The sequence below is a fragment of the Alistipes sp. i18-0019-D1 genome (genome assembly GCF_042852885.1).
Lineage (GTDB): Bacteria > Bacteroidota > Bacteroidia > Bacteroidales > Rikenellaceae > Alistipes.
Genome location: NZ_AP031424.1, coordinates 3,182,349 through 3,207,256, shown reverse-complemented (window position 1 = coordinate 3,207,256; position 24,908 = coordinate 3,182,349). Strand labels below are relative to the sequence as shown.

25 protein-coding genes are annotated in these 24,908 nt (G+C 61.6%); 10 read left to right on the top strand and 15 right to left on the bottom strand.

What is annotated here, in order from left to right:
* Nucleotides 1-53: 53 nt before the first annotated feature.
* On the bottom strand, nt 54-965 hold the full coding sequence (locus ACGHP5_RS13390; protein WP_290532944.1) for a sugar phosphate nucleotidyltransferase: 912 nt from the start codon (nt 963-965) through the stop codon (nt 54-56).
* Between the two features lie 131 nt (nt 966-1,096).
* Here ACGHP5_RS13390 and ACGHP5_RS13385 point away from each other — a divergent pair, with 131 nt between their 5' ends.
* From ACGHP5_RS13385 to ACGHP5_RS13345, 9 genes are all read left to right on the top strand, one after another.
* The gene (locus ACGHP5_RS13385; protein ID WP_390567210.1) at nt 1,097-1,963 is read left to right on the top strand and encodes a murein hydrolase activator EnvC family protein; all 867 of its coding nucleotides are present in this window, start codon (nt 1,097-1,099) and stop codon (nt 1,961-1,963) included.
* Nucleotides 1,964-1,970: 7 nt separating this feature from the next.
* Nucleotides 1,971-3,122 carry a 1-deoxy-D-xylulose-5-phosphate reductoisomerase gene (gene dxr / locus ACGHP5_RS13380; protein WP_337657828.1) on the top strand — a complete coding sequence of 384 codons (1,152 nt, stop codon included), beginning with the start codon at nt 1,971-1,973 and terminating at the stop codon, nt 3,120-3,122.
* 12 nt (nt 3,123-3,134) lie between these two features.
* Nucleotides 3,135-4,448 (top strand): RIP metalloprotease RseP, encoded by a 1,314-nt coding sequence (rseP, locus tag ACGHP5_RS13375; RefSeq protein ID WP_390567207.1) that lies wholly within the window; start codon nt 3,135-3,137, stop codon nt 4,446-4,448.
* A gap of 13 nt (nt 4,449-4,461) precedes the next feature.
* Complete coding sequence (locus ACGHP5_RS13370; protein WP_290532940.1) at nt 4,462-4,815, top strand: hypothetical protein; 354 nt, start codon at nt 4,462-4,464, stop codon at nt 4,813-4,815.
* A 145-nt stretch (nt 4,816-4,960) separates the two neighbouring features.
* The gene (locus tag ACGHP5_RS13365) at nt 4,961-5,602 is read left to right on the top strand and encodes a lactate utilization protein (RefSeq protein WP_337771321.1); all 642 of its coding nucleotides are present in this window, start codon (nt 4,961-4,963) and stop codon (nt 5,600-5,602) included.
* The gene (locus ACGHP5_RS13360) at nt 5,602-6,162 is read left to right on the top strand and encodes a hypothetical protein (RefSeq protein ID WP_390567205.1); all 561 of its coding nucleotides are present in this window, start codon (nt 5,602-5,604) and stop codon (nt 6,160-6,162) included. Before ACGHP5_RS13365 ends, ACGHP5_RS13360 begins: the two co-directional genes overlap by 1 nt.
* A 7-nt stretch (nt 6,163-6,169) precedes the next feature.
* Nucleotides 6,170-7,537 carry a DNA repair protein RadA gene (gene radA, locus ACGHP5_RS13355; RefSeq protein WP_390567203.1) on the top strand — a complete coding sequence of 456 codons (1,368 nt, stop codon included), beginning with the start codon at nt 6,170-6,172 and terminating at the stop codon, nt 7,535-7,537.
* Nucleotides 7,538-7,660: 123 nt separating this feature from the next.
* A complete protein-coding gene (locus ACGHP5_RS13350; RefSeq protein ID WP_290532936.1) occupies nt 7,661-8,629 on the top strand; it encodes an NAD-dependent epimerase/dehydratase family protein in 969 nt (322 codons plus the stop codon).
* A 15-nt stretch (nt 8,630-8,644) separates the two neighbouring features.
* Nucleotides 8,645-8,971, top strand: a complete 327-nt coding sequence (locus ACGHP5_RS13345) for a co-chaperone YbbN (protein ID WP_290532935.1) — start codon at nt 8,645-8,647, stop codon at nt 8,969-8,971.
* On the opposite strand, the gene ACGHP5_RS13340 is transcribed toward ACGHP5_RS13345, so the two are convergent.
* From ACGHP5_RS13340 to secDF, 10 genes are all read right to left on the bottom strand, one after another.
* On the bottom strand, nt 8,968-9,624 hold the full coding sequence (locus ACGHP5_RS13340; protein ID WP_390567200.1) for a DNA alkylation repair protein: 657 nt from the start codon (nt 9,622-9,624) through the stop codon (nt 8,968-8,970). The genes ACGHP5_RS13345 and ACGHP5_RS13340 overlap by 4 nt on opposite strands.
* Nucleotides 9,625-9,631: 7 nt before the next feature.
* The gene (locus ACGHP5_RS13335) at nt 9,632-10,525 is read right to left on the bottom strand and encodes a DUF4831 family protein (protein ID WP_390567198.1); all 894 of its coding nucleotides are present in this window, start codon (nt 10,523-10,525) and stop codon (nt 9,632-9,634) included.
* A 53-nt stretch (nt 10,526-10,578) separates the two neighbouring features.
* Nucleotides 10,579-11,235, bottom strand: a complete 657-nt coding sequence (locus tag ACGHP5_RS13330) for a tRNA1(Val) (adenine(37)-N6)-methyltransferase (RefSeq protein WP_390567196.1) — start codon at nt 11,233-11,235, stop codon at nt 10,579-10,581.
* Nucleotides 11,236-11,309: 74 nt separating this feature from the next.
* Nucleotides 11,310-12,095 carry a TIGR02757 family protein gene (locus ACGHP5_RS13325; protein WP_337771271.1) on the bottom strand — a complete coding sequence of 262 codons (786 nt, stop codon included), beginning with the start codon at nt 12,093-12,095 and terminating at the stop codon, nt 11,310-11,312.
* A complete protein-coding gene (locus ACGHP5_RS13320; RefSeq protein WP_290532930.1) occupies nt 12,079-12,729 on the bottom strand; it encodes an ABC transporter ATP-binding protein in 651 nt (216 codons plus the stop codon). The genes ACGHP5_RS13325 and ACGHP5_RS13320 overlap by 17 nt, the downstream gene beginning before the upstream one ends.
* On the bottom strand, nt 12,726-13,517 hold the full coding sequence (locus ACGHP5_RS13315) for a hypothetical protein (protein ID WP_390567193.1): 792 nt from the start codon (nt 13,515-13,517) through the stop codon (nt 12,726-12,728). Before ACGHP5_RS13315 ends, ACGHP5_RS13320 begins: the two co-directional genes overlap by 4 nt.
* Nucleotides 13,518-13,519: 2 nt before the next feature.
* Nucleotides 13,520-14,314 carry a dihydropteroate synthase gene (gene folP, locus ACGHP5_RS13310; RefSeq protein WP_290533000.1) on the bottom strand — a complete coding sequence of 265 codons (795 nt, stop codon included), beginning with the start codon at nt 14,312-14,314 and terminating at the stop codon, nt 13,520-13,522.
* Between the two features lie 19 nt (nt 14,315-14,333).
* Nucleotides 14,334-14,927 carry a dephospho-CoA kinase gene (coaE, locus tag ACGHP5_RS13305; RefSeq protein ID WP_390567191.1) on the bottom strand — a complete coding sequence of 198 codons (594 nt, stop codon included), beginning with the start codon at nt 14,925-14,927 and terminating at the stop codon, nt 14,334-14,336.
* On the bottom strand, nt 14,924-15,319 hold the full coding sequence (locus ACGHP5_RS13300; RefSeq protein WP_290532999.1) for a hypothetical protein: 396 nt from the start codon (nt 15,317-15,319) through the stop codon (nt 14,924-14,926). Before ACGHP5_RS13300 ends, coaE begins: the two co-directional genes overlap by 4 nt.
* Nucleotides 15,320-15,439: 120 nt before the next feature.
* Nucleotides 15,440-18,472 (bottom strand): protein translocase subunit SecDF, encoded by a 3,033-nt coding sequence (gene secDF, locus ACGHP5_RS13295; RefSeq protein ID WP_290532927.1) that lies wholly within the window; start codon nt 18,470-18,472, stop codon nt 15,440-15,442.
* 266 nt (nt 18,473-18,738) lie between these two features.
* On the opposite strand from secDF, the gene ACGHP5_RS13290 reads away from it, so the two are divergent.
* Complete coding sequence (locus ACGHP5_RS13290; protein WP_390567189.1) at nt 18,739-19,617, top strand: DMT family transporter; 879 nt, start codon at nt 18,739-18,741, stop codon at nt 19,615-19,617.
* Between the two features lie 66 nt (nt 19,618-19,683).
* Here ACGHP5_RS13290 and ACGHP5_RS13285 read toward each other — a convergent pair whose 3' ends face one another.
* From ACGHP5_RS13285 to ACGHP5_RS13270, 4 genes are all read right to left on the bottom strand, one after another.
* Nucleotides 19,684-20,004, bottom strand: coding sequence for a DMT family transporter (locus ACGHP5_RS13285; protein ID WP_390567187.1), 321 nt, complete (start codon nt 20,002-20,004; stop codon nt 19,684-19,686).
* 119 nt (nt 20,005-20,123) lie between these two features.
* On the bottom strand, nt 20,124-22,049 hold the full coding sequence (gene dnaK / locus ACGHP5_RS13280; RefSeq protein WP_290532924.1) for a molecular chaperone DnaK: 1,926 nt from the start codon (nt 22,047-22,049) through the stop codon (nt 20,124-20,126).
* Between the two features lie 806 nt (nt 22,050-22,855).
* The gene (locus ACGHP5_RS13275) at nt 22,856-23,095 is read right to left on the bottom strand and encodes a hypothetical protein (protein WP_015545881.1); all 240 of its coding nucleotides are present in this window, start codon (nt 23,093-23,095) and stop codon (nt 22,856-22,858) included.
* 205 nt (nt 23,096-23,300) lie between these two features.
* Nucleotides 23,301-24,878 carry a hypothetical protein gene (locus ACGHP5_RS13270; RefSeq protein WP_290533069.1) on the bottom strand — a complete coding sequence of 526 codons (1,578 nt, stop codon included), beginning with the start codon at nt 24,876-24,878 and terminating at the stop codon, nt 23,301-23,303.
* Nucleotides 24,879-24,908: the final 30 nt, after the last annotated feature.

Genomic DNA, 24,908 nt, shown 5'->3' with positions numbered 1-24,908 from the left:
TTCCCGTTCGAGCCGGACAAGGCAGGGCAGAAGATGCCCGTGAGAATCGAAAACTACGCCCAGAGATTGCGGGGATATTTACCCTCGGCAATCATCTTCTCGATGGCGGCCATCAGCGCGGGTTTGTCCTCCTTGTAGGTGACGCCGTGCCACTGGGCGGCCGAACGCAGCACGCGGAGCGTAGCCGTACCGTCGCCGATCAGCTTGTTGACCATCGTCGGAATGTAGAACTCCGACTTGACATTGTCCTTGTTGGCCTCGAACCAGACTTTGAAGTACTCCTTCGAGTAGGTGAAAAAGTCGGGCGTGAAGCCGAAGAGGTTCATCGAAACGGGGGTGTCCTCGGCGAGAGGCTCGTCGGCGCCGTTGTCGTGGAAGACGATCCGGCCGTCGGGCATCCGCTCGATCTGCGTCCGCTCGACCATCGACGTGAGGTCGCCTTTCGAATCGACGCCGCAGACGCCGCGCGAAACGGTTCCGTTCTCCGAAAGGGTCTTGTTCAGGTCATAGGCCACCATGCAGTAGCTGTTGCGGCTGTCGCCGAGCTGCGTCAGGTAGTCCCCGATGGTCTTGTAGGCCTCGGCGCCGTAGAAGTCGTCGGCGTTGATCACGGCGAAGGGTTCGTGAACCGCATCGGCAGCCATCATCACGGCGTGGTTCGTGCCCCACGGCTTGACACGGCCTTCGGGAACGGCAAGCCCTTCGGGCAGGTAGTCGAGTTCCTGGAAAACGAAATCCACGGCGATGCGCCCGCCGAAGCGGTCGGCCGAGAAGACCTCGCGGAACTCCTTCTCGAAGGAGTGGCGGATGACGAAGACGACCTTGCCGAAACCGGCACGGATGGCGTCGTAGACCGAGTAATCGATGATGGCCTCGTTGTTGGGACCGACGCCGTCCATCTGTTTGAGCGACCCGTAGCGGGAACCCATGCCCGCGGCGAGTACCAGTAATGTGGGTTTTACCATGTTATTTTATCTGTTTATGACATTGGTTCAAAACATCCGCAAAGGTAAAAAATTAAGCGCGCCCCGCAAAGGATTTATGCAAATTTGCCTATCTTTGTAGAGTTAACAAAGAGAAATCGTTCCCGATAGAGATGAAATTTCTGAAAACCATACGGGCATGGTGGCACGGCCTGTTCCGCAAACGCCGGTTCAACATGCTCAACGCCACGGACAACACCGAAGAGTGGCACATGCACCTCTCGCCGGCGAGTATCCTCGCGGGACTGGTGGCGTTCGTGCTGATGCTCTTCATCCTCACGCTGTCGCTGGTGGCCTACTCCCCCGTGCTGGAATTTCTGCCCGGATACCGCACCGAAGCCGACCGTTCGCGCGAAAGCCTCGTGCAGAACATCATCCGGCTCGACTCGATGGAACGCATGATGAACGACATGCTGACCTACAACGAGAACATAGCCCTGATCATGGAGGGACGCACCCCCGTGGCGCGCGTGCTCGCCTCGTCGGACTCGTCGCGCATCAGCAAGGTGCTGGTGATGCCCTCGCACGAAGACTCGCTCCTGCGGGCCCAGATGGAGGGCGACGGCGAATACGCCATCGCCGGGCAGGGCGGCTCGCGGCGCAAGGTGCGCGAGGCCATCGAGCTGGCGACGCCCGTCGAGGGGATCATAACCGGAAAATTCGACATCCGCCAGGGAAATTTCGGCGTGAAGATCGCCGCGACCGCCGCCGACCGCATCACGGCCATCGACAACGGTACGGTGGTCCAAAGCCTCTGGACTCCGGAGACGGGCTACATCGTGGTCCTGCAACACGCCGGGAACCTGATCTCGGTCTACAAGAACCTCTCGCAGTCGCTCGTCACGACCGGCCAGACCATCCGTTCGGGCGAACTGATCGGCTACAACGCCGAAGTGCAGGACGGAGAGGTCCGTCTCTTCGAATTCGAACTCTGGAACAACGGCAAACCCGTGGACCCCGAGGGGTACATCGTCTTCTGACAAACGCATGAAACAAAGACTCGCAATACTGGGTTCGACCGGCTCGATCGGCGTGCAGACGCTCGACATCGCCCGCGAAAACCCCGGCCGCTTCGAGGTCCGCGTCCTCACGGCCAACCGCAACTGGGAACGGCTGGCCCGGCAGGCCCGGGAATTCGACGCCGACGCGGCGGTGATCGCCGACAAACGATATTACGCGCAGCTACGCGACGCCCTCGCGGGAACCGACACCAAAGTGTATGCCGGAGAGGAGGCCGTGGCGCAGGTCGCGGCCGGAGGCGGCACGGACGTGGTGGTGAACGCCCTGGTAGGCTACGCGGGACTCGCTCCCACGGTGGCGGCCATCGAGGCGGGCAAGAAACTCGCGCTGGCCAACAAAGAGTCGCTCGTGGTGGGCGGCGCCTGCGTAATGCCGCTGGCCCGGAAGCGGAAAGCCCCGGTGATTCCGATCGACTCGGAGCATTCGGCCATCTTCCAGTGCCTCGTGGGCGAGCGCGCCCCGGTCAGAAGGCTGATCGTCACGTGCAGCGGCGGCGCATTCCGCGACCTCCGGGCCGAAGAACTGGCCGGCGTCACCGTCGAGCAGGCCCTGCGACACCCCCAGTGGGACATGGGCGCGAAGATCACGATCGACTCGTCGACGCTCGTGAACAAGGGGTTCGAGGTGATCGAGGCCCACTGGCTGTTCGGGACTCCGGCCGAGCGGATTTCGGTGCTGCTCCACCCGCAGTCGATCATTCATTCGATGGTCGAATTCGAGGACGGCGCGATCAAGGCCCAGATGGGAACGCCCGACATGCGCCTGCCGATCAGCTTCGCGCTGCTGTACCCCGACCGGGCGTACCGTCCCGGCGAGCGGTTCAACTTCCTGAACCATCCGCAGCTGACCTTCGCCGAGGTAGACCGCGCGAAATACCCCGCGCTCGACATCGCCTACGACTGCCTGCGCCGCGGCGGCACGGCGGCCTGCACGATGAACGGGGCCAACGAGGTGGCCGTGGCGGCGTTCCTCGGCCGCAAGTGCGCATGGCTCGACATCGTGCGCGCCATCCGCTACGCGCTGGAGCACGCTGCGTTCGTCCCCTCGCCCACCCTGGCCGATTACGCCGAAGCGAACGCCGAAGCCCGCGCGCTGGCGGCGGAATTTCTGAAACTGTAAACTCATTCCGACATGGACATTATCGTAAAAATCATTCAGTTCTTCCTCTGTTTCACCATTCTCATAGGCATTCACGAGATGGGCCACTTCATCATGGCGCGGGTGTTCAAAATCCGCGTCGAGAAATTCTACATCTTCTTCGACCCGTGGTTCTCGCTGTTCAAATTCAAACGCGGAAACACCGAGTACGGTCTGGGATGGCTGCCGCTGGGAGGCTATGTCAAGATCGCCGGCATGATCGACGAATCGATGGACACGGAACAGATGAAACAGCCCGTCAAACAGGACGAGTTCCGCGCCAAACCCGCCTGGCAGCGTTTCCTGGTGATGATCGCCGGCGTGGTGATGAACGTCGTGCTGGCCGTGGCCGTCTACATCGGCATCTGTTACACGTGGGGCGACACCTATTTCTCGAATGCCGACGCCAAGTGGGGCTACAACTTCAACGAGGCCGGACACAAACTCGGATTCCACGACGGAGACCGTTTCGTGACGATCGACGGCGAGGAGGTGGACGACATCAACAAGGTCGTCAACTCGCTGATCATCACCGAGGGGGACCGCAGCGTCGTGGTCGAGCGCAACGGACGGCAGGTGGAACTGATCCTCCCGCTCGACGAGCTGATCGCCATGCGCCAGCAGAAGGGATACGAGAATTTCCTCTTGCCCCGCATCCCCTTTCTGATCGACAGCGTCGTGGCCCCGACCGCGGCACAGTTGCAGAGGGGCGACGAGATCGTGGGCATCGACAACGTTTCGGGACTCGACTTTACGGGCTACGGGCAATACCTGAAGGCGCACGCCGGGGATTCGGTGCTGCTGACGGTCCTGCGGGAAGGGGACATGCTCTTTGAGTTCAAAGTGCCCGTTTCGGAGAACGGCACGCTCGGCGTCATCCGGCAGGGACTCACGCTCCGCACGCAGAAATACACCTTCCTGGAGGCGATTCCGGCAGGCATTCACCGGACGGGCAAGGTGATCTCCTCCTACTGGGACCAGCTGAAGATGATCGTACAGCCCAAAACCAAGATGTACGAGGAGCTGGGCGGATTCATCTCCATCGGCAGCATCTTCCCCTCCACGTGGGACTGGCAGGACTTCTGGATGAAGACCGCCTTCCTGTCGATCATCCTCGCGGTGATGAACATTCTGCCGATCCCGGGACTCGACGGCGGGCATGCGATCTTCACCTTCTGGGAGATGATCTCGGGACGCAAGGTGAGCGACAAGGTGCTCGAAGGGGCGCAGTACGTCGGACTGATCATCATTCTGTTCCTGCTGCTGTACGCCAACGGCAACGACATTTACCGGTTCTTCATCAAATAGCGAACAGTACGCCATGATGCTGATGGGGCACGTTCAGGACATGATCCAGCGTCTCGCCGCCAACCGGCGCGAGGCAAAACCCCGCGGCAAGAAGGAGAAGATGCTCGACCTGCTCGCAAGCGAGCGGGACGACCATCCGACCACGCGGCCAGCGACGGACCCGGCCGTTGTGGAACGGGCGATCGCGGAGATCCGCGAAAAAGCACGGCGAAAAAGACGCCGCCAGCGGATCATCGCCACAGTGCTCCTGCTGGCAGGCACAGCCGTCACGGTTTACCTCGTGATGCAGATGCTGAACCTGACGGAAGCCTTCCCCTGGGGCGAATTCGAAATAGACGAGGCGGGCAGGATGCGCCGCACGCTGTAATGCCCCGGCGGCAAACGAAAGGGAGGCACGGAACAGTCCGCGCCTCCCTTTTTCACGGGCGGAAGCGCAGGCGGAGGATTTTGCAGGAACCGGAAAATAGTTTACCTTTGTGTGACGTTATACAAATCGTAGACAACCGTTCCCCATGGCAAACCGAACTGCGGAAAAACTGGAAGCCTGCGCCGCGGCACTGCGGCGACACCATTTCGAAGCCGAGACGGTGAACGACGCCGAAGCGGCCTTCGCCCTGATGAAGGCTGTCGTCGAAGCCGAAAACCCGCAACTCGTGTCGTTCGGAGACTCCGTGACGATGCGCGGAACGGGCATCGTCGAGTGGCTGCGGAGCAACGGGCAGCTGACGCTGCTCGACGGATTCGACCCCTCGATGACCTACGACGAACGATTGGAAACCCGCCGCCGCGCGCTCTTGTCGGACCTGTTCATCACGGGCGTGAACGCCGTGACGGAAGAGGGGACGCTGCATTGGCTGGACAAGGTGGGCAACCGCATCGCACCGGTGGCATTCGGCCCCCGGAAGGTGATCATCGTGGCGGGACGCAACAAGATCGTGGCCGACCGCGACGAGGCCGAGGAGCGCATCCGCCGGATCGCCGCACCGCAGAACGTCGCGCGACACCCCGGGTTCCGCACGCCCTGTGCCGAAACGGGCGTCTGCTCGGACTGCAACTCGCAGGACCGCATCTGCAATACCCGGATGGAAATGCTGCGATGCTGGCCCGACAAACGGGTGCTGGTAATACTGATCGACGAAGATTCCGGATTATGATGAAACAACTGAAATACGGCACGGCCTGCCTGCTGCTGCTGGCGGCAGCCGCCTGCGGAGACGATTCCGACGCCTATTACACGGCGGTCTATCCCGTCGTGCGCGTCGAGGCCGAAATCACCCTCCCGACCCCAGAACCGGACCCCACCGACCCCACCGACCCCACGCAACCGGAGACGAAGGCCGGGGAAAACGAAACGGACCCCGTGGCCGAACGGATCAAGGCGGAGATCGAGGCGGCGGCCCCCGTGAAGGCGGGCGGAAGCTATGTGCTGGAATTCACCAAATACAACGGCGGGCGTCTCTGGATCAGGCAGGCGGCGGAAGCGGACCGGGTGCGGGGCGTCTTCTTCAAGGACCCGGGCTCGACCGACATCCTCGTCTACTGTCCGGAACCGGCGATGGAGTACACCTGCACCGTCGCGGCCTACAACGATGAGGACGGCAGTTCCAAGACCCTCCTGACGGTCGACCTGACCGAAAAGTACAAGGCCCTCTACCCCGAGGCCGGAATCACGAGGGCCGTGCGCCGGGAGTACACCTCGGCAAACGCAAGATAGGAGGAGCATGGCAAAGGTCAAAAAGGCATTTTTCTGCAAAAACTGCGGCTTCGAAGCCCCGAAATGGCTGGGACGCTGCCCTTCGTGCGGCGAATGGAACACGTTCGCCGAAGAGATCATCGCCCGCGAGAGCGGTTCGGTTCCGGCGGCCGTGGCGGGTCCCCTGCCCGCGACGAAGCCCCAGCGCGTGAGGGACATCCGCGAAAGCGAGCACGTCCGGCTCGACCTGGGGAACGCCGAAGTCAACCGCGTATTGGGCGGCGGGATGGTCCCGGGGTCGCTGATCTTGGTGGGCGGAGAGCCGGGAATCGGCAAATCGACCCTCTCGCTGCAGATCGCACTGGCGGCGAACGGGCTGAAAACCCTCTACGTCTCGGGCGAGGAGTCGGCCGAGCAGATCAAGATGCGCGCGGCACGCATCGGCATCGGCAACGACGAGTGTCTGATTTATCCCGAAACGCTGCTGGAAAACATCGTGGCGCAGATCGCCGAGCACAGCCCCGACCTGGTGGTGATCGACTCGATACAGACGATTTACACCGACCTCCTGGACTCGTCGGCGGGGAGCGTGTCGCAGATCCGCGAATGTGCGGCGACGCTTCTGAAATACGCCAAATCGACCGGAACGTCCATCTTCATCATCGGCCACATCACCAAAGACGGTTCGATAGCAGGTCCCAAGATACTCGAACACATCGTCGACGTGGTGTTGCAGTTCGAAGGCGACAGCAACAACATCTACCGCATCCTGCGGGGCATCAAGAACCGTTTCGGTGCGACGTTCGAAATCGGGGTTTTCGAGATGCTCGACGCCGGGCTGCGGGGGGTCGACAACCCGTCGGAAATCCTGCTGACACACTACGAGGAGCCGTTGAGCGGCATCGCCGTGGGGGCGTCGGCCGACGGCGTGAGGCCCTACCTGATCGAGGTGCAGGCGCTGGTGAGCGGCGCGGCGTACGGCACGCCCCAGCGTTCGACGACCGGATACGACGCCCGGCGCATGAACATGCTGCTGGCCGTGCTGGAAAAACGCGTGGGGATGAAGATGTTCCAGAAGGACGTTTTCCTGAATTTCGCGGGCGGATTCAAGGTCGCGGACCCGGGGCTGGACCTCGCGGTCGTGGCGTCGGTGATCTCGTCCTACTACGACCGTCCCGTGGCCGAGGGGGTCTGCTGCGCCGGCGAGATCGGCCTGTCGGGCGAAGTGCGCCCCGCACCCCGCACCGAACAGCGCATCAGCGAGGCCGCAAGGCTGGGATTCAGGCGCATCATCGTGTCGGGATACCTGGCCAAAGGCGGCAAACGCCCCAAAGGCATCGAGGTCGTCCCGATAAACAGCGTCGATCAGCTCCCGAAAGCCCTGTTCATCGAATAACGGCCGCGGAACCCCGAACGACGGCATCCGATTCCGGCAGGCGAGCGGCAATGAGGCGTTCCCTGCCGGATTGCTCTTTTTGTGGAATAAAAATTGCTTCCCTTTCCGTAAAAAGGAAAGAAAATGCAAAAAAGAATAGTCGTACTGGGCGGCGTGGGATTCATCGGCTCCCACCTGTGTCTGCGTCTGTTGAACGACGGGCACGAAGTCTTCTGCGTGGACGTACGCGATGCCGCCAGCTCGCCGCTGCTGCGCGACATGCCGCCGCACCCGGAATTCCGGTACGTCCGCCACAACATCGTCAACGCTTTCGGCATCCGCTGCGACGAGATTTACAACCTCACGGCGCCCTCGCGCGTGCGCTACAACAAGGCGCTGCCCGTCGAGACGCTCAAGGTCAGCATGCTGGGATCGATAAACGCCCTCGACACGGCCCGTTCGGAGCACGCCCGCATCCTCTACGCATCCGCCGGAGACATCTACGGCACGGGATACCGCGACACCTCGGTCGAAGCAGCAGACGGCTACGCGACGCACCGCATCCTCTCCGAAGGCAAACGGGCCGGCGAGGCCCTGCACCGCGCCTACCAGTACGAATTCGGGGTCGACGCACGCATCGCGCGCATCTTCAACACCTACGGCAGCGGCGCCGACCTGATGGACCAGCGCGTGGTGATGAAAATGATCGTGGCGGCGCTGCAGAACCGCGACATTCCGATCAACGGCAGCGGCGAGCAGCTGCGGACCTTCTGCTGGGTGGAGGACGTGGTGGACGGACTGGTGCGGCTGATGGAGGCTCCGCCGGCGGAGACGACGCGCACGGCCAACTTCGGCAGCAGCCACGAGGTGACGATCCGCGCGCTGGCCGAAAAAATCATCGCCCTGACGGGCAGCCGCTCGCACATCGTCCACACCGAAGCGCGCATCGACGACATACGACGCCGCACGCCCGACATCTCGGCGACACGGCGCGAACTGGACTGGGCGCCCCGCACGCCGCTCGTCGAAGGTCTGCGGCGCACGATCAGCTACGTCGAAAAGGAACTTGCGGACAAAAACTATGCGGGAATATCGTGGGTGGAAATAAACTGATCACAAAATAGGACTATGACAGACTTTGACAAGATCATTTGGCGGGACGCGCTGACGTTCGTGGACTTCTTCGCCACCTGGTGCGGACCGTGCCGGATGATGATGCCGGCCATCGACAAGTTCCGGGAGCGGATGAACGGCCGGGTCGACGTTTACAAAGCGGACATCGACGACCCCTCGATGCGTGAAATCGTACGGCGTTACAACATCATGTCGGTCCCGACGCTGATGTTTTTCTGCCGCGGGGAGGTATTGTGGCGCGAAAGCGGCCGCGTGGGGTACGAGCACCTGATCAACGTGCTGAACGAACTCGAAAAGCGCGAGCAGGTGATGCAATCCTAAACCTCCAGTCGCCAGGCCAGCTCCTCGTGGACGTAGTCTTCGGCAGGGAGCTGCCCCAGAGAACCGGCCGCGCGGAGAACCGCACGCCGGTTCTCTTCGTTTTGCGTCCCGAGGGCCGTGAACAGCGCCACGGCGCCGCGAGCCAGCAGGTGCGCTTCCGGGATACAGGCCGCGGCGGCCCGGTGCACGGCGTCAGCCGCAGGTTCGCACCATTCCGGAGCAGGGTGCGGAACGCGGGCCACAGCCATCAGGGCCGCATACTGCCGCAGCCACCCGGCATCGGGCGCAATCCACGCCGCGAACAGCTCGGGGAACGCCCCGATGCGGCTCAACAGCGCGAAAGCGGCCTCCGCAGCGATTTCGGAATTGAGAAGCCCGTCGCCCCAGAAGGCGAACTCCCCGGGCGTAAGGCGCGCCGGATCGGCGATGTGCAGCGCGGCAAGGCGCAGGCAGCGGACATCCTGCTGCCAGAGGTATTTGGCGAAATCGTGGTCGGTGGTCTCGGCGCGCGCCAGCGTGCGGAGCGTCGGCAGGCTCACGCCGTAGTTCAGGCCGCAGGGAGCGCCGTAGAAGCGCATCGAATCGGCAACGGCGCCGTTGCGCTCGCGGCGGAATGCCCCGAGCAGCGCCGCCATGCGGGAGGTGAAATCCATCGGAAGGTTATTTGCGGCGCGGCAGGGCGACGTTGATCGTACGGCCGAATTCGAAGACCGGAAGCACGGCGCGGGCATACTCGCGGCCGCCCGAGACGACGATGCAGGTCGAAGGATCGGCCACGCGGCACGCCACGACCTGCGTCTCCTTCGGACCGGCCTCGAGGTCGCTCTTCGCGGCGCCCGAAGGTTCGATCTGCAACAGCACGATGTCGCCCGAAAGATCCGTATCGGGAAGCAGTCCGGCCGCCGGGCTGAAGCGGCAGACGATATATTGTTTCTTGTCGGCCTGCGGGTAGACCACGTAGCGGCGGGTCTCGGTCGAGACGATCCGCTTGCCGAGGAACAACTCCAGGTAGCTCTGCTCCATGCGGTCGATCTCCTCCAGCGCGGCTTTCAGGCCTTCGCCGAAGACATTCTCCCCCGCTTCGCCCGTGACCAGCTCGATGCGGTGGCGGCGCAGCGAGAAGATTTGCGCGGCGGCGGCGCGCGCGGCGTCCTCCAGCGCGGGCGTAGTCATGTCGGTCTTGTCCGGCTGCAGGCGCGCGAACTCGTTTTCGGAGGCGGTGTGCGACAGCAGGCGGGCCGATGCCGGAGCCGGAGCCGCGGCTTTGAGGTAGGTGTCGCCGTCGAGCAGGGCGATCTGCGCCCCGGTGATGCTCCACGTCGTCTTGTCGGTGAGCGGAGCGCGCACCCCGAGGAATTTCTGCGCATAACGCGCATAGGGACCGCTCAACGTCACGTCGTGCCCGACGGTGACATCGACGGCGAGGATCGTGCGGGGCTGGGCGACGGTGAGGCCGCCGGCGGTTTCGTTCGCGCCCTGAAGGGCGATGTATGGGTTCTGGGCCGAGACGCCGCCCGCGAGCAGCATGGCTAAAGCCAAAAGTCTGAATTTCATAGTCCGAAAAATTTTATTGCGGTTTCACAAATGTAGCTTATTTTCGTGTGACGTCAAAATTTCAGGTAAAAATCACGGGTCAGGGCGCGGTATTCGGGGGTGTAGCATTCGTGTTCGCCCGTGCCGATAACGAGTTCCGAGACCTCGGGCACGGCGGCGGGACGGTCGGCACGGACGAACTCCATCAGCGCCCGTTTGGCCGGATGGCGCGGCGTGGTGCGCACGTCGGTCCGGCGCGCGAGGGCCAGCCGTCCGGCGCAGATCGTGAGGAAACGCTCCGCTTCGGCCGTGGGGAGGATTACGGCGAAGCGGCCCCCGGGAGCCAGCAGGCGGAGGACGGCGTCGCGCAGGTCGTCGAACGGCAGGTGCACGGCATGGCGGGCCGCGGTGCGCCCTTGGTCGGGGCAGGTGAGCGAATCGACGAAAAACGGCGGGTTGGAGACGATCAGATTGAACGGCTCCGGGGTTTCGAACTCCTGCACGGGGCATTGCGCGAACGCTACCCTGCCGCTCCAGGGCGAAGCGGCGGCGTTCTCGCGGGCCTGCGCGATGTCATCGATGTCGACCCCCGTGACGTGTGCCCCCGGGGCACGCTGGGCCAGCATCAGGGCGATCAGCCCCGTGCCCGTGCCGATGTCGAGCATCCGCCGGTCCTGCGGCCGCACCGCGGCCCATGCGCCCAACAGGACGCCGTCGGTCCCGACCTTCATCGGACAGCGGTCCTGGGCTATTGCAAATTGTTTAAACCGAAACCCGCTTAAGAAGCAGGATTTATGAGTATTATTCATTGTTCATTCAAATAGCCGTCCATGCCGGCTCCGAACAGCGAGAAATCGTACCGCGCGGGATCCTCCGCATCGAACGCGCGCAGGGCGTCCGTCAGCTCCTCGACGGCCCGCCAGTCGTTCTGGCGGCGGCCGAGCAATCCCAGCGCACGCGCCATGTCGCCGACATGGACATCCAGCGGTAAGTAGAGGGCCGACATCGGAATACGCCGCCACAGGCCGAAATCGACGCCCCGGTCGTCGCGGCGCACCATCCACCGCAGGTACATGCACAGCCGCTTGCAGGCCGCGCCCTTCTCGATCGACGAGAGGTGCTTCTCACAGCGCGGAGCGTGCTCCCCGGCGAAGAACTCCCGCCGGAAATCGGCCAGCACGGCGGGCATGCTCTGCGTGGCCTCATAGCGCTCCTCGAAGAAATTTCCGATCCCCCCGTGGCGCTCCCCGATGCGCCGCAGGGCCAGCACGAAATCGCGCAGGTCCGCGCCGTTGAACGTGCGGTGGACGTAGGAGGAGAGCAGCGCCAGTTCGCGCTCCGAGGCGTTGCGCACGAAATCCGCCGGAGCGTCGTCCATGAAGTGCATCATGCGGTGCCCGCTACGGACAATGGCCTTGCGGTTGCCCCAGGCGATGGTGGCGGAGAAAAATCCCGCGATCTCGCGGTCGGCGCGGTCCGTGTAGCGGTGCGGAACCGAAATCGGGTCGTCGGCGATGAAATCGGGGCTGTTATATTTGTCGTGGAGCGCTTCCAGAAGCTCCCGCAGGCTGTCGTCAGAGAATCGTTCCATCGGACATGGTGATCTTGCGGTCGGCCATTGCGGCGAGGTTTTCGTCGTGGGTGACGATCACGACGGTCTGGCCGAGCCGTTCGCGCAGGTCGAAGAACAGGCGGTGGATCTCGTCGCGGTTATGCGAGTCGAGGTTGCCCGAGGGTTCGTCCGCCAGCAGCACGGCGGGAGAATTGACCAGCGCACGGGCGATGGCCACGCGCTGCTGCTCGCCGCCCGAAAGCTGTCCGGGCTTGTGGTCGCGGCGCGCCGCGAGGCCCATCATGCCGAGCAGTTCGGCGGCACGGCGTTCGACCCCGGCGCGCGGACGACGGCCGATCAGCCCCGGAATGCAGACGTTCTCGAAGGCCGAGAACTCCGCCAAAAGGTGATGGAACTGGAAAACGAAGCCGATGCGCTCGTTGCGGAACTGCGACAAGGCCCGATCGCCCAGGCCCGAGACATCGCGGCCGTCGATCTCCACGCGGCCGCAGTCGGGACGCGACAGCGTGCCGATGATCTGCAAAAGCGTGGTCTTCCCGGCGCCGCTGGCCCCCACGATGGAGACCACCTCGCCCTGCGCCACGTCGAGCGAAACGCCTTTCAGCACCTCCAGCGTGCCGAAGCTCTTGTGTATGTCGGTAACTCTGATCATTCGAAACGGTATTTATCGTTTATGGCGGCGATGGTTTTTTCAACGCCGGCGATGTCGCTCCGAAGATAGTCCGGATAGCCGACATAGTAGGCCGACATACCGATAAAACTGTTACATACCGGATCGTGGAGCAACGCCCGCCACAGTTTACGCGATTCCATGTGAAAATCGGCAAGGAGGCCGCCGGCGGAAAAATGGTTTATCGCATTTATCTTACTCTGATTGTACGAATCGACACGGGCTTTGAAAGTGGCCAGTTGCCGATAACAGCCCAGCACCTTCATCAGCAACTCCTTATCTCCGACAAATTGAATCGCGCCCGAACTTTTCAGCACTTCGAAAGCATCGTTTTGAATATCGACGCCGCGCATCGTACCCAACAACGACACGTAACGATCGAGCGAATCTGTCGGTATGAGGTCTACATTCCGTCCGTAATGGTCGAACATCAGCATCCCGTCCTGATCGAAACGCAGTTTCTCGCAGCAGTTGTCACGCAGGCCGAGATTGGTTTTCAACTCTTCATAAACCAACAGCATGGTTGTGCGGACCTGCCGCGCTCGCTGCCAGCGTTCGATCAGGCCGCTGCCGGCAAAAGTAACCACGATGCCGATGACAACCACCGAAAGTTGCAGCGCATAGTCCCGCCAAGTCCAGCGCAATCCGGATTTTGCGACAGGTACACCTGCCGCAGGACGGCCCGAACGCCCCGACCGATGCCGGGAACGGTGCGCGGGTTTGCCGCCCGCCTTGTCAGCGGCACCCGCCGCCTGATGTTCGTTTGCCATAACTATCTGCTGTTATGTTCGTATGCCTTGAAAATCCGCACCGTGTCGGCGGCCTCCCGCACGTCGTGGACACGGAGGATCGCCGCACCCTGACGCAGGCACTCCCAGCCCAGCGCGACGGTTCCGGCGAGCGATTCGGCGGGAGTGGCGTCGAGAACCTTATAAATCATCGACTTGCGCGAAAGACCCGCCAGCACCGGGTAGCCCAGCGCACAGAGGCGGTGCAGGCCCGCAAGCAATTCGTAATTCTGCTCCGTGGTCTTGGCGAAGCCGAAGCCGGGGTCGAGGATGATGTTTTCACGCCGGATGCCCGCGGCGAGCATCGCTTCGGTGCGGCGGCGGAAATAGTCCACGACTTCGGTCGTGATGTCGCGCCGGTAGTCGGTCTGCGACTGCATGGTTTTCGGATCGCCCTTCATGTGCATGGCGACGTAGGGCACGCCGCAATCCGCAACGACGGAGAGCATCGCAGGGTCGAGTTCCCCGGCCGAAATGTCGTTGACGACGAGCGGACCGAACGTTTCGACGGCCTTCGCCGCGACTTCGCTGCGGAACGTGTCGACCGAGACAACCATGCCGGGGGCCAGCCGGCGCACGGTCCCGACGCCCAGCCGGACGCGCCGCCACTCCTCGTCGGCCGAAACTTCGTCAGCCCCGGGACGCGAGGAGTAGCCCCCGACGTCGATCAGCTGCGCCCCTTCGGCCACGGCTTCGCGGACGCGGCGCTCGACGGCTTCGGCCTCCGGCGTGCGGCTGCCGGCATAGAAAGAATCGGGGGTGACATTGAGAATCGCCATCACCTGCGGCGAGGAAAAGTCAACGGTCATGGGCTTCATGGCTGAAAATTCGGTGCAACTCCGCAACGGCGGGTTCGAGGTCGGATTCGAGGATGTTGACAAGGGTATAGTCGGCCTTCGCGCTCAACGTATCGTCGTCCGTCTGGGCGGCGATGCGGAGGCGGACCTCCCCGGGCGTGCGCCCGTCACGGCGGCAGGTGCGTTCGACGCGCAGCTCCTCGGGGGCGAGGACGGCAACCGTGCGGTCGACGCAGGCGTCGAACCCCGCATCGAAAAGAAGGGCGCTTTCGAGGATCACATAGCCGCCCTCCTGCCGCCGGGCCCAAGCCGCGAAATCGGCCCGGACGGCCGGATGGACGATGGCGTTCAGGTCGGCGAGGGCCTGCGCCTCGGAGAAGACCCGCCCGGCAAGATAGGCACGGTTCAAAGTCCCGTCCGCATAGGCGCCGGCCCCGAAACGGTCCGTGATGCGCCTGCGCAGCTCCGCATCCTCCGTCATCAGCCGTTTGGCCCCGGCGTCGGAGTCGTAGACCGCGACACCCAAACGGGCGAAAAGACGGCAAACAGTGCTTTTGCCGCTACCGATACCGCCTGTGATTCCGACCTTCATCATGGGTTACGGGGAACGTCGATTTCCGGGATGTCCCCGACAGAAATGATCTTGATGTCGCTGAACCGCGGCGCGAGGGCGTTTTGCAGCGACTGGGGGTCGATGATGAGTTTACCCTCGTGCCCCTCCTCGTGCGAACGCTTCGTCTTGAGCTCCGCGAGCGGAATGCGCAGCGTCTTGTTCATGTAGACCCGGTAGCCGAAAAGGTTCGTACCGACACCCTCGACCACGCAGGTGACCTCGAAAGGCTGTCCGTCGACACTCACCTTCACGGTCTGCTCGGTGGTGTACGTATAGCTCAATTTCGCGATATACCAGAGGATGAACGACGCGACGAGCAGCGCCAGAAAGACCGGCGACACGTAGCGGTGCATCCATTTCAACCAATTTTCCATCATGGGAACCTATAATATATGACAAAGATAGTGCAAGCCGGGCGCAATGCCAAATTTATTTGAAAAAACGGACCGCGCCTTCCGGTGCGGTCCGTTTCTGTCGGATCGGGAGCGTATCCACTACTTCTCCCCGTCGATCTTGGCACGCTTCGCCATCAGGTCGTAAGCGATCGGCGTCGCGAGGAAGATCGTGGCGGCCGTGCCTACGACCACACCGATGATCAGCGCGAAGATGAAGCCGCGGATCGTCTCGCCGCCGAAGAAGAAGATGGCCAGCAGCGTCACGAGCGTCGTACCCGAGGTGTTGATCGTACGCGACAGCGTCGAGTTGATGGCGTTGTTCACGTTCTCCTTCAGGTTGCGCTTCGGGTAGAGACCCAGGTACTCGCGGATTCGGTCGAAGACGACCACCGTGTCGTTGATGGCGTAGCCGATGATCGTCAGGATCGCGGCGATGAACGCCTGGTTGACCTCGAGGTTGAAGGGCAGCAGCCCGTAGAACATCGAGAAGATACCGATGATCAGCAGGGCGTTGAAGGCCAGGGCCGCCGTGGCACCCGTAGCCCACTGCCAGCGCTTGAAGCGGAACGTAATGTAGAGACCGATGGCGATGAGCGAGAAGAGCACCGAATAGATGGCGTTCCACGTCATGTCCTTGGCGATCGAGGGACCGATCTTGTCGGCCGTCAGGATACCGTTGGCGTCGGTCTGCGTATTGCGGAACTGCTCGAAGGTGATGTCATACGAATAGAGCGGTTTCAGAGCGTCGTAGATGATCTGCTCGACCTCCGAGGTAGCCTCGTCCGACGTATCGTCGTAACGATACTGGGTCACGATGCGCATCTGGTTCTCCTTGCCGTACTGCTTCACCTCGGAACTGATCGACGAAGCGTCGGCATCGGCGAACTGCGAGAAAGCCTTCTCCACATTCTGACGAACCTCTTCGGCCGAAACGGCCTTGTCGAAGCGGATCACATAGGCACGGCCGCCGGTGAACTCGGCACCGAGGTTCAGACCGCGGGCGAAGAACGAAACGCACGACAGAACCATCAGCGAAACGGCGATGCCGTAAGCCAATTTGCGCTTGGCGATGAAGTCGACGCGCGTGTTATTGAGGAAATTCTCCGACCAGCGGCGCGAGAAGGAGATGTTGCCCCATTTGCCGACGATCCACTCGATCAAGAGGCGCGTGATGAAGATGGCGCAGAAGAACGAGGTGATGATACCGATGATCAGCGTCGTGGCGAAGCCCTGAACCGGACCGTTACCGAAGATGAAGAGCACGATACCCGTGATGATGGTCGTCAGGTTACCGTCGATGATGGCCGAGTAGGCCTTCGAGAAACCGTCCTTGATGGCCAGCGAAAGTCCCTTGCCGCCGCGAAGCTCCTCCTTGATACGTTCGTAGATGATCACGTTCGCATCGACGGCCATACCCATCGTCAGCACGATACCCGCGATACCCGGAAGGGTCAGCACGGCGCCGAACGACACCAGAACGCCCATCAGCAGGAAGACGTTCGTGAGCAGCGCGACGTCGGACATCCAGCCCGCCGTCTTATAGAACAGGCCCATGTAGAGCAGCACGAGGATGAAGGCGATCACGAACGAGATCATACCGGCGTTGATCGACTCCTGGCCCAGCGAAGGACCTACGACCGTATCCTGGATGATCTTGGCGGGCGCGGGAACCTTACCCGAGTTGAGCACGTTGGCCAGGTCCTTGGCCTCCTGGATGGTGAAGTCGCCGGTGATCTGCGACTGACCCTTGTCGATCTTCGAATTGACGCGGGGAGCCGAATAGACATAGCCGTCGAGAACGATGGCGATGCACTTGCCGATGTTCTCGCCCGTCATACGCGACCACTCCTGCGTACCTTCGGCGTTCATGGTCATCGAGACCTCGGCCGTAGCGCCGCGCTGGGCGTACTGCTCGGTGGCTTCCGTAACGACCGAACCGTCGAGCGGAGCCTTGCCGTCGGGCGTCGAAACCTTGATGGCGTAGAGGTAGAAACGACCGTCGATCTTGTCGTCGCCCTTGACGCCCCACTTGAACAGGATGTCGGCGGGGAACAGCTCGCGGACGGCCGGCTGGGCGAGGTACTCGTTGACGGCGGCCATGTCGGCCTTATAAGCGGCTCCGATGGCGGCGCCGCCTGCGAAGCGGGGATTGAGAACTGCAAAGAGCGGGTTCTGCGAGTGGTCGAAGTTGCCTTCCTGAACGGCGGTCTCGGCCTTGGCGGTCGAATCGGCGGCGCCGACTTCGGCGATCAGGCCCTCGGCCTCGCCGGCAGGAGTCCCGGCGGCAACGGCAGCCTCGGCGGCTGCGGTCTCGGGCGCCCCGGCGGCAGGAGCCTGCGCCAGTTCGGCCTTGATGAGCTTATCGGCGGCGGAAAGCGCGGGGAAAACCTCATTGGCGTCGTAGGTGGTCCAGAACTCCAGCGAAGCGGTTCCCTGCAGCAGGTCGCGGACGCGCTGCGGCTCCTTCACGCCCGGAAGCTCGACCAGAATGCGGTGCGAGTTCGGGAGGCGCAGGATGTTGGGCTGCGTAACGCCGAAGTGGTCGATACGGCTGCGCAGCACGTTGAACGACGCGCCGATGGCTGCCTCGGTCTCCTTCTTGAGGATCTTCTCCACGTCGGCGTCCGAACTTTCGAGCGTGATGTCCTTGCGGTCGGGGCTTACGAAAATCTCGGCGATGGGGCGGCCGTTCGAAAGACGCGAATAAGCCTTCACGAAGTCGGAAATATAGTCGGTCGAAGAGCCTTGCTTCATCGCCTCGTTGGCCACGCCGATCGCCTCGATGAAGGCCGGGTCGTTCTGGCTGTCGCCGGCCAAAGCCTTCACGACATCTTCGACCTGCACCTCCAGCATGACGTTCATACCGCCCTTGAGGTCCAGACCCAGGTTCAGCTCCTTCTCCTTGCACTCCTTGTAGGTGAACTTGCGGAAGCCCAGGTTGTAAACCGGCAGGTTCTGCACCGAATCGAGGTAATGCTGTTCGGCCTCGCCCTGCTGGTCGAGGGGGAACTGCGCGGCATACGCGGCCGCCTTCTTCTCTACGCCACGCGTCTTGAACGTAAACGAGAGCTGATAAACACACGCGAGAGCCAGCAGGACCGCAATGAGTTTAATAAAACCTTTACTTTGCATTTGAGTGAAAAATAGTTGTTATTATTTGTTGTAATTATTGTCATTACGCACAATAGCACGCAAAGATAGAAAAAAAGAATTAAATAATGCGGCCCGGAAGGGAGGAAAATGCCATTTATCTGTCAATTCACGCCATACGGCTCCCTTCCGCGCCGCATCGGGGCGTCCGGAAGAGGCCCCGGCCACACAGGCAATCCCCCTTTTTTCGGCCCGGACAAAAGAAAAAACAGCACCGAACGGTAAAAAATCCGTATTTTTGGAACCGCATGCTGAAATACACGGAATACAAATACCACCTCGCGGCGCTGTTCACGGTGACCGTATGGGGCGCGACGTTCGTTTCGACGAAGGTCCTGATCGCCAACTCGCTGACTCCGGCGGAAATTTTCCTGCTCCGGTTCGCAATGGCATACGTCTGCATCCTGCCCTTCGCACGCGGGCGCATGTGGGCCGCGGGGCTGCGCGACGAGCTGCTGCTGGCGGCCGCGGGGCTGAGCGGAGGATCGCTCTATTTCCTCACCGAGAACGTGGCCCTGGAGTACGCCCCGGCCTCGAACGTTTCGCTGATCGTCTGCACGGCACCCGTATGGACCGCCGTGCTGCTGAGCCTGCTGTACGGCAGCGAGCGGATGTCGCGGCGGCAGATCGCAGGCTCGGCGCTGGCATTCGCGGGCATGGTGCTCGTGGTGCTGAACGGGCACTTCGTGCTCCGTCTCTCGCCGCGGGGCGACCTGCTGGCGCTCTCGGCGGCGCTGCTATGGATGGTTTACTCGCTGGCGATCAAACGCATCGGAGGCCGCTACCCCGCCATCTTCATCACCCGGAAAGTCTTTTTCTACGGACTCGTGACGATCCTCCCGGTCTTTGCGTTCCAGCCCTTCGACGTGAGCTGGGAGGTGCTGTCGCGGCCCGTCGTATGGGGCAACCTGCTCTTTCTGGGCGTCGTGGCCTCGATGCTCTGCTACGTGCTCTGGAACGCCGCGATGCACCGCCTGGGAGCCGTCAGGACGACCAACTACATCTATTTCAACCCGCTGGTGACGATCGTCGCGGCGGCGCTCTGCATCGGCGAACGGATCACCCTCGCGGCGCTGGCCGGGGCGGCGCTGATCCTCTACGGCATGTGGCGGGCGGAAAAGGGTTGAAAAAGGCCGTGCTTTTTGGCCGCAAAAAGCACAGAGAAAGCCCCCCCGGGCGCGGCAGCACGGAGCTTAATGCACCATCTTCAGACCGACGATGCCGACGAAGACCAGCGACAGGAAAAACATCCGCCAGAAGGTCACGGCGTCGTGGAAGAAGGCGATGCCGAGGATCACGGTTCCCATGCCCCCGATACCGGTCCAGATCATGTAGGCCGTGCCCATCGGGATCGTCTTCTGGGCCACGTAGAGCAGCCAGCCGCTCACGCCCATCGACACGACCGCAAGGACCAGGAAAAGAAAGTGGTAACGCGGGTAAAGGTCCGCCAGTTTGAAGCCCAGCGGCCACCCCATCTCGAAAAGACCCGCCAGAATCAGATACAACCAAGCCATCGGAATCGAATTTTGGCGGCAAGATAGCAAAATTTGTCTTCCGGGCAAAATAAAGAGCGCGGTCCCCGAAGGAACCGCGCTCTTCGCGTTATGATCGGCGGGGGTTCTCCCCGGAGGTTTTATTTCACCTCTTCGAACTCCACGTCCTCGGGCTGCCCGTCGCTGCCGCCGCCCTGCTGGCCGCCGGCGTTCGACTGCGACTGCTGGCCGGCATCGGCCCCGGGCTGTGCGCCCTGCTGTGCCTGCTGCTGCGCGTAGATGTCCTGCGAAGCGGCCTGCCATGCGGCGTTAAGTTCGGCCATCGCCGTGTCGATGGCGGCCACGTCGGCGTTCTTGTGCGCCTCCTTCAGCTTGCCGAGAGCGCCCTCGATGGCTGCCTTCTTGTCGGCGGGAAGTTTCTCGCCGTACTCCTTGAGCTGCTTCTCGGTGGTGAAGATGTTCGAGTCGGCGGCGTTGATCTTGTCGATGCGCTCCTTCTCGGCCTTGTCCTTCTCTTCGTTGGCCTTGGCCTCGTCGCGCATGCGCTGGATCTCCTGCTCGGTAAGACCCGAGGAGGCCTCGATGCGGATCTTCTGCTCCTTGCCCGTGCCCTTGTCCTTGGCCGAGACGTTCAGGATGCCGTTGGCGTCGATGTCGAACGTGACCTCGATCTGCGGCACGCCGCGCGGTGCGGCGGGAATGCCGTCGAGATGGAAGCGGCCGATCGACTTGTTGTCGCGGGCCAGCGGACGCTCGCCCTGGCAGACGTTGATCTCCACCGAAGGCTGGTTGTCGGCAGCCGTCGAGAAGGTCTCCGACTTGCGCGTTGGGATCGTCGTGTTGGCGTCGATGAGCTTCGTCATCACGCCGCCCAGGGTCTCGATGCCCAGCGACAGCGGCGTAACGTCGAGCAGCAGCACGTCCTTCACCTCGCCCGTGAGCACACCGCCCTGGATGGCGGCGCCGATGGCCACGACCTCGTCGGGATTGACCGAACGGTTCGGGGTCTTGCCGAAGAACTCCTCGACGATCTTCTGGATCGCGGGAATACGCGTCGAACCGCCCACGAGAATCACCTCGTTGATCTGCGAGGCGTCCAGACCTGCGTCACGAAGCGCCAGCTTGCAAGGCTCGATGGTCTTGCGGATCAGGTGGTCGCACAACTGCTCGAACTTGGCGCGCGTGAGCGTCATCACGAGGTGCTGCGGAATGCCGTTGACGGGCATGATATACGGCAGGTTGATCTCCGTGGTGGTCGAGGACGACAGTTCGATCTTCGCCTTCTCGGCGGCCTCCTTCAGACGCTGCAGGGCCATCGGGTCCTGACGCAGGTCGATCTGGTGCTCGGCCTTGAACGACTCGGCCATGTAGTCGATCAGCACGTGGTCGAAGTCATCGCCGCCCAGGTGCGTATCGCCGTTCGTAGACTTCACTTCGAAGACGCCGTCGCCCAGTTCGAGGATCGAAATATCGAACGTTCCGCCACCGAGGTCGTACACGGCGATCTTCTGGTCGCTGGACTTCTTGTCGAGACCGTAGGCCAATGCGGCGGCCGTCGGCTCGTTGATGATACGGCGGACCTTCAGGCCGGCGATCTCACCCGCCTCCTTCGTAGCCTGACGCTGCGAGTCGGAGAAGTAGGCCGGAACCGTGATCACGGCCTCCGTGACCTCCTGGCCCAGGTAATCCTCGGCCGTCTTCTTCATCTTCTGCAGGATGATGGCCGAAATCTCCTGCGGGGTGTACTGGCGTCCGTCGATGTCCACACGCGGAGTGTTGTTGTCGCCCTTGACGATGGCATAGGGAGCGCGTGCGATGTCGGCCGAAACCTTGTCGTAGGTCTCGCCCATGAAACGCTTGATCGAGAAGACCGTGCGCTTGGGGTTGGTGATCGCCTGACGCTTCGCGGGGTCGCCGACCTTACGCTCGCCGTCAGCCGTGAATGCCACGACCGAAGGGGTCGTGCGGTGTCCTTCGGAGTTGGGGATCACAACAGGCTCGTTGCCCTCCATCACTGCCACGCAGGAGTTCGTGGTTCCTAAATCAATACCGATAATCTTTGCCATAATAGTAATATGTTTTAATTGTTTATTTTTCGGTTTCGTATCCGCCGGTCCGGACCTTTTCCGACTCCGGCCGCCGGTTACGCCCTCGAATCGAACAAAGGTCGTGCCGATCGGCAATCCCTGCCAAATTGTCAGCCCGATGGCAGAAAGAATGCCAGACATCGGGTTGTTGTACGCCCTTTTGTCACCCGCCGGCGGGCTGTGCCCGCGGGTATCTTTGTACTTTTGATGGCAAAAGTACCAAAACCATCCGCATGTCGCTTTCGCGGGAACAACCTCCGGCCCGCGTTGAGCGGGTGCAGCAAGAACAAGACTTTGCAGCCTCCCGCTCCGGGCACGCGGGCTTTCGGTTGTTCTTTTTCCGCTCCAAGCGATAATGCGGCGGTTTACAGGCGTAAGACGCCTGTTTTAGGGATAAAGCGCAGATGCGGTGGAAGGGCGGATAAAGCCGCCTTTGGCGGCGCAGGATTCCGGCTCGATGCCGGAGCCGTCAAACGAAGGCCCGGCTAAAAGTGGCAAGAAACGGGGCAGGGGCGCGTGCGCCCCCGCGAATAGGCGCCCGTTTCGAACGTTAGACGGGACGAAGCAGGCGAAGGCATCCGCCGGGGAGTTTTTCGTACTTTTTGCGGCCAAAAAGTACAAAGTACCCCGCGGGCGAAGACCGCGGTTAATCGCCGACCAAAAAGCGGCAAAGAAAAGCTGTCGAAGACTGCAATCGGTACTTTTTGCGGAAAAAAGCACAAAAAAAAGGCCTGCAAGACGCAGGCCCTTCTCCGGCGGATGCCGGACAAATCGCTATAACTCCGTTACTGCTCGCTCAAGATGCGCATTGCAACATCGAGAATCGTCGTATCGTCCAACGTAACGACACCCCCGTCCGGTCCCGGTTCGAAGTGCACGCCGACGCATTCCTTCGATTCGTGCTTACCGCCGAAGTAGTTGCGGACTGTGTCCACGTCGATTCCTAATTCATCTGCAATGCGCTGCGAACTGCCGCTGGGCAACCGGTCCTTGATACGGCGCAACTCGTTAAATGTGATAATCATATCCGTTGAATTTTTGGTTGATGGTTCTACACAACTAAATTAATACAATTTTACGGAACTGCAAAATTTCTGCCTGAAAAAGTGTAATAAAAATGCAACTCGAAAGAAAAGAAGCGAAAGGCCTGCCGTTCCAAAACAAAAGCCCCCGCCGAAGCGGGGACCTTTTATGATTTACAGCGTATTCCGTACCGCCGGAAGGAGCGGATCATTCGTCGGCCGGCTCGATATAGAACTGGAAAATCAGCGGCGTGAAGGCCGGAATGTCGGTATAGACTTCGGTCGTGGTCGTCGTCTCGCCCGAGTCGTAATAGTCGCCGTACCCCCCGTAATAGCCGCCGTAATAACCGTAGTTACCCATACCGCCGTAACCGTAGTAATCGTTGTAATAGCCGCCGTAATAGCCGTTATTGCCGTAATACATTTGCGAGTAGTTCAGGTAGTTCAGGTAATCGTAATAACTCGACGTGTAGCCGTTGGAGGAGGTCGACGTACTCGAACCGCCGCTCTTGCCCGTCGTGCCGTAGGCATTGGTCGACGTGGTGACCAGCGCCGCCCACTGTCCGTATTTCAGATGCGGGACGGTGTAATAGAACGCGGTTATCAGATCGGGATTCTGCACGTCGTACGGATGCGCCGAACCGGTTTTGCGCACCTCGCCGTAGATGATCTGCTTCACCTCGTCGATGTTCGTGTCGAAGATGAACCCGTCGAGGAAACGGCCGATATACCAGATATTGGCAGTACCTTCCATGCCGACCGAATCGGCTTCGAGGTCCGCAACGCCCTTGTAGGGTTCAGCGTCGTCGCCCTCGCCGTGGAAACGCTTCACGAGCGCCTCGGCGATCTTCTTCTCCAGGTCGGAACCGTTGTAGGGTTCGAACCCGACGTTGTACGGCTCGTTGCGTTCGCTGCCGACGGGGAACGAGAACGTGAACTTGTCGCCGGCAAGCTCCTTGGCCGGATCGTAGCGCACGTCGACATAGAGCTGCGCCACGGTATCGCAGGCGCTCACCCACCGCTCCGGGCGGTTGTAAGGATGTTTCGCGTCCTCGGGATCGGTCGGGCGTTTCTCCGAATCGTCCTCGCCGTCCTTGGTGAACATCACCGTTCCGCCATTGGCCTCGCAGAAGGCGTCCACCACCGAGCCTTCGGCCTCCAGCGGGTTCTTCACCGTATCGCGGATCTCCATCTCGACGATAAGCGGACGCTTGGCGCTCAAGTCGAACTGCCCCTCGTAACCGCCGTCGCCCTCCACGCCGTTGCCGACGACGCGCGAGGGAAGGTAGAGCCGCACCCTGGAGCCTTCGCGCAGCAGGAACTCGGGATCGACTCCCTTGCCGGCGGCATAGTCCGGATCGAGGTGCAGCGTATTGCGCATGGCCAGGAAAGTGCCTTCCATCAGGCTCGTATTCTCCGTGCCGCAGTAGCGGTAGAAGGGAACGTAGTGGGTGTATTTGGTGAACGTGCCCAGCTGATGGGCTTCATGGGCACGGCGCGTAAGCACGATGTTGCCGCTCAAATCGCGGCCCGAGAAGTCGAACTTCACCCAGCAGGCGGTGTCGTTCACCGGCTTGGCTTCGGGATTGCCGGCATCGAGGATTTCGACGTAATAGCCGCCTTCGGACTGGTAATTTTTCAGCAGTTCCCGGCGGTTCTGCGTCATCCACGCCTCAAGGGCCTGGTTCTCGAATTTGTCATACGACTCGGTCTGCTCCTTGGCGCAGGATGTCAGCAGCATGATGCCGGCTGCCGAGAGGTAGAGAAAACGGGTGATCAACTTCATATCTTGTTATACAATTCTATAAATTCGGTG

Excerpts from the sequence above, each read along its gene's own strand:
- ACGHP5_RS13390 (WP_290532944.1), bottom strand. The coding sequence starts at position 965 with ATGGTAAAACCCACATTACTGGTACTCGCCGCGGGCATGGGTTCCCGC.
- ACGHP5_RS13385 (WP_390567210.1), top strand. The coding sequence starts at position 1,097 with ATGAAATTTCTGAAAACCATACGGGCATGGTGGCACGGCCTGTTCCGC.
- dxr (WP_337657828.1), top strand. The coding sequence starts at position 1,971 with ATGAAACAAAGACTCGCAATACTGGGTTCGACCGGCTCGATCGGCGTG.
- rseP (WP_390567207.1), top strand. The coding sequence starts at position 3,135 with ATGGACATTATCGTAAAAATCATTCAGTTCTTCCTCTGTTTCACCATT.
- ACGHP5_RS13370 (WP_290532940.1), top strand. The coding sequence starts at position 4,462 with ATGATGCTGATGGGGCACGTTCAGGACATGATCCAGCGTCTCGCCGCC.
- ACGHP5_RS13365 (WP_337771321.1), top strand. The coding sequence starts at position 4,961 with ATGGCAAACCGAACTGCGGAAAAACTGGAAGCCTGCGCCGCGGCACTG.
- ACGHP5_RS13360 (WP_390567205.1), top strand. The coding sequence starts at position 5,602 with ATGAAACAACTGAAATACGGCACGGCCTGCCTGCTGCTGCTGGCGGCA.
- radA (WP_390567203.1), top strand. The coding sequence starts at position 6,170 with ATGGCAAAGGTCAAAAAGGCATTTTTCTGCAAAAACTGCGGCTTCGAA.
- ACGHP5_RS13350 (WP_290532936.1), top strand. The coding sequence starts at position 7,661 with ATGCAAAAAAGAATAGTCGTACTGGGCGGCGTGGGATTCATCGGCTCC.
- ACGHP5_RS13345 (WP_290532935.1), top strand. The coding sequence starts at position 8,645 with ATGACAGACTTTGACAAGATCATTTGGCGGGACGCGCTGACGTTCGTG.
- ACGHP5_RS13340 (WP_390567200.1), bottom strand. The coding sequence starts at position 9,624 with ATGGATTTCACCTCCCGCATGGCGGCGCTGCTCGGGGCATTCCGCCGC.
- ACGHP5_RS13335 (WP_390567198.1), bottom strand. The coding sequence starts at position 10,525 with ATGAAATTCAGACTTTTGGCTTTAGCCATGCTGCTCGCGGGCGGCGTC.
- ACGHP5_RS13330 (WP_390567196.1), bottom strand. The coding sequence starts at position 11,235 with ATGAAGGTCGGGACCGACGGCGTCCTGTTGGGCGCATGGGCCGCGGTG.
- ACGHP5_RS13325 (WP_337771271.1), bottom strand. The coding sequence starts at position 12,095 with ATGGAACGATTCTCTGACGACAGCCTGCGGGAGCTTCTGGAAGCGCTC.
- ACGHP5_RS13320 (WP_290532930.1), bottom strand. The coding sequence starts at position 12,729 with ATGATCAGAGTTACCGACATACACAAGAGCTTCGGCACGCTGGAGGTG.
- ACGHP5_RS13315 (WP_390567193.1), bottom strand. The coding sequence starts at position 13,517 with ATGGCAAACGAACATCAGGCGGCGGGTGCCGCTGACAAGGCGGGCGGC.
- folP (WP_290533000.1), bottom strand. The coding sequence starts at position 14,314 with ATGGCGATTCTCAATGTCACCCCCGATTCTTTCTATGCCGGCAGCCGC.
- coaE (WP_390567191.1), bottom strand. The coding sequence starts at position 14,927 with ATGATGAAGGTCGGAATCACAGGCGGTATCGGTAGCGGCAAAAGCACT.
- ACGHP5_RS13300 (WP_290532999.1), bottom strand. The coding sequence starts at position 15,319 with ATGGAAAATTGGTTGAAATGGATGCACCGCTACGTGTCGCCGGTCTTT.
- secDF (WP_290532927.1), bottom strand. The coding sequence starts at position 18,472 with ATGCAAAGTAAAGGTTTTATTAAACTCATTGCGGTCCTGCTGGCTCTC.
- ACGHP5_RS13290 (WP_390567189.1), top strand. The coding sequence starts at position 18,739 with ATGCTGAAATACACGGAATACAAATACCACCTCGCGGCGCTGTTCACG.
- ACGHP5_RS13285 (WP_390567187.1), bottom strand. The coding sequence starts at position 20,004 with ATGGCTTGGTTGTATCTGATTCTGGCGGGTCTTTTCGAGATGGGGTGG.
- dnaK (WP_290532924.1), bottom strand. The coding sequence starts at position 22,049 with ATGGCAAAGATTATCGGTATTGATTTAGGAACCACGAACTCCTGCGTG.
- ACGHP5_RS13275 (WP_015545881.1), bottom strand. The coding sequence starts at position 23,095 with ATGATTATCACATTTAACGAGTTGCGCCGTATCAAGGACCGGTTGCCC.
- ACGHP5_RS13270 (WP_290533069.1), bottom strand. The coding sequence starts at position 24,878 with ATGAAGTTGATCACCCGTTTTCTCTACCTCTCGGCAGCCGGCATCATG.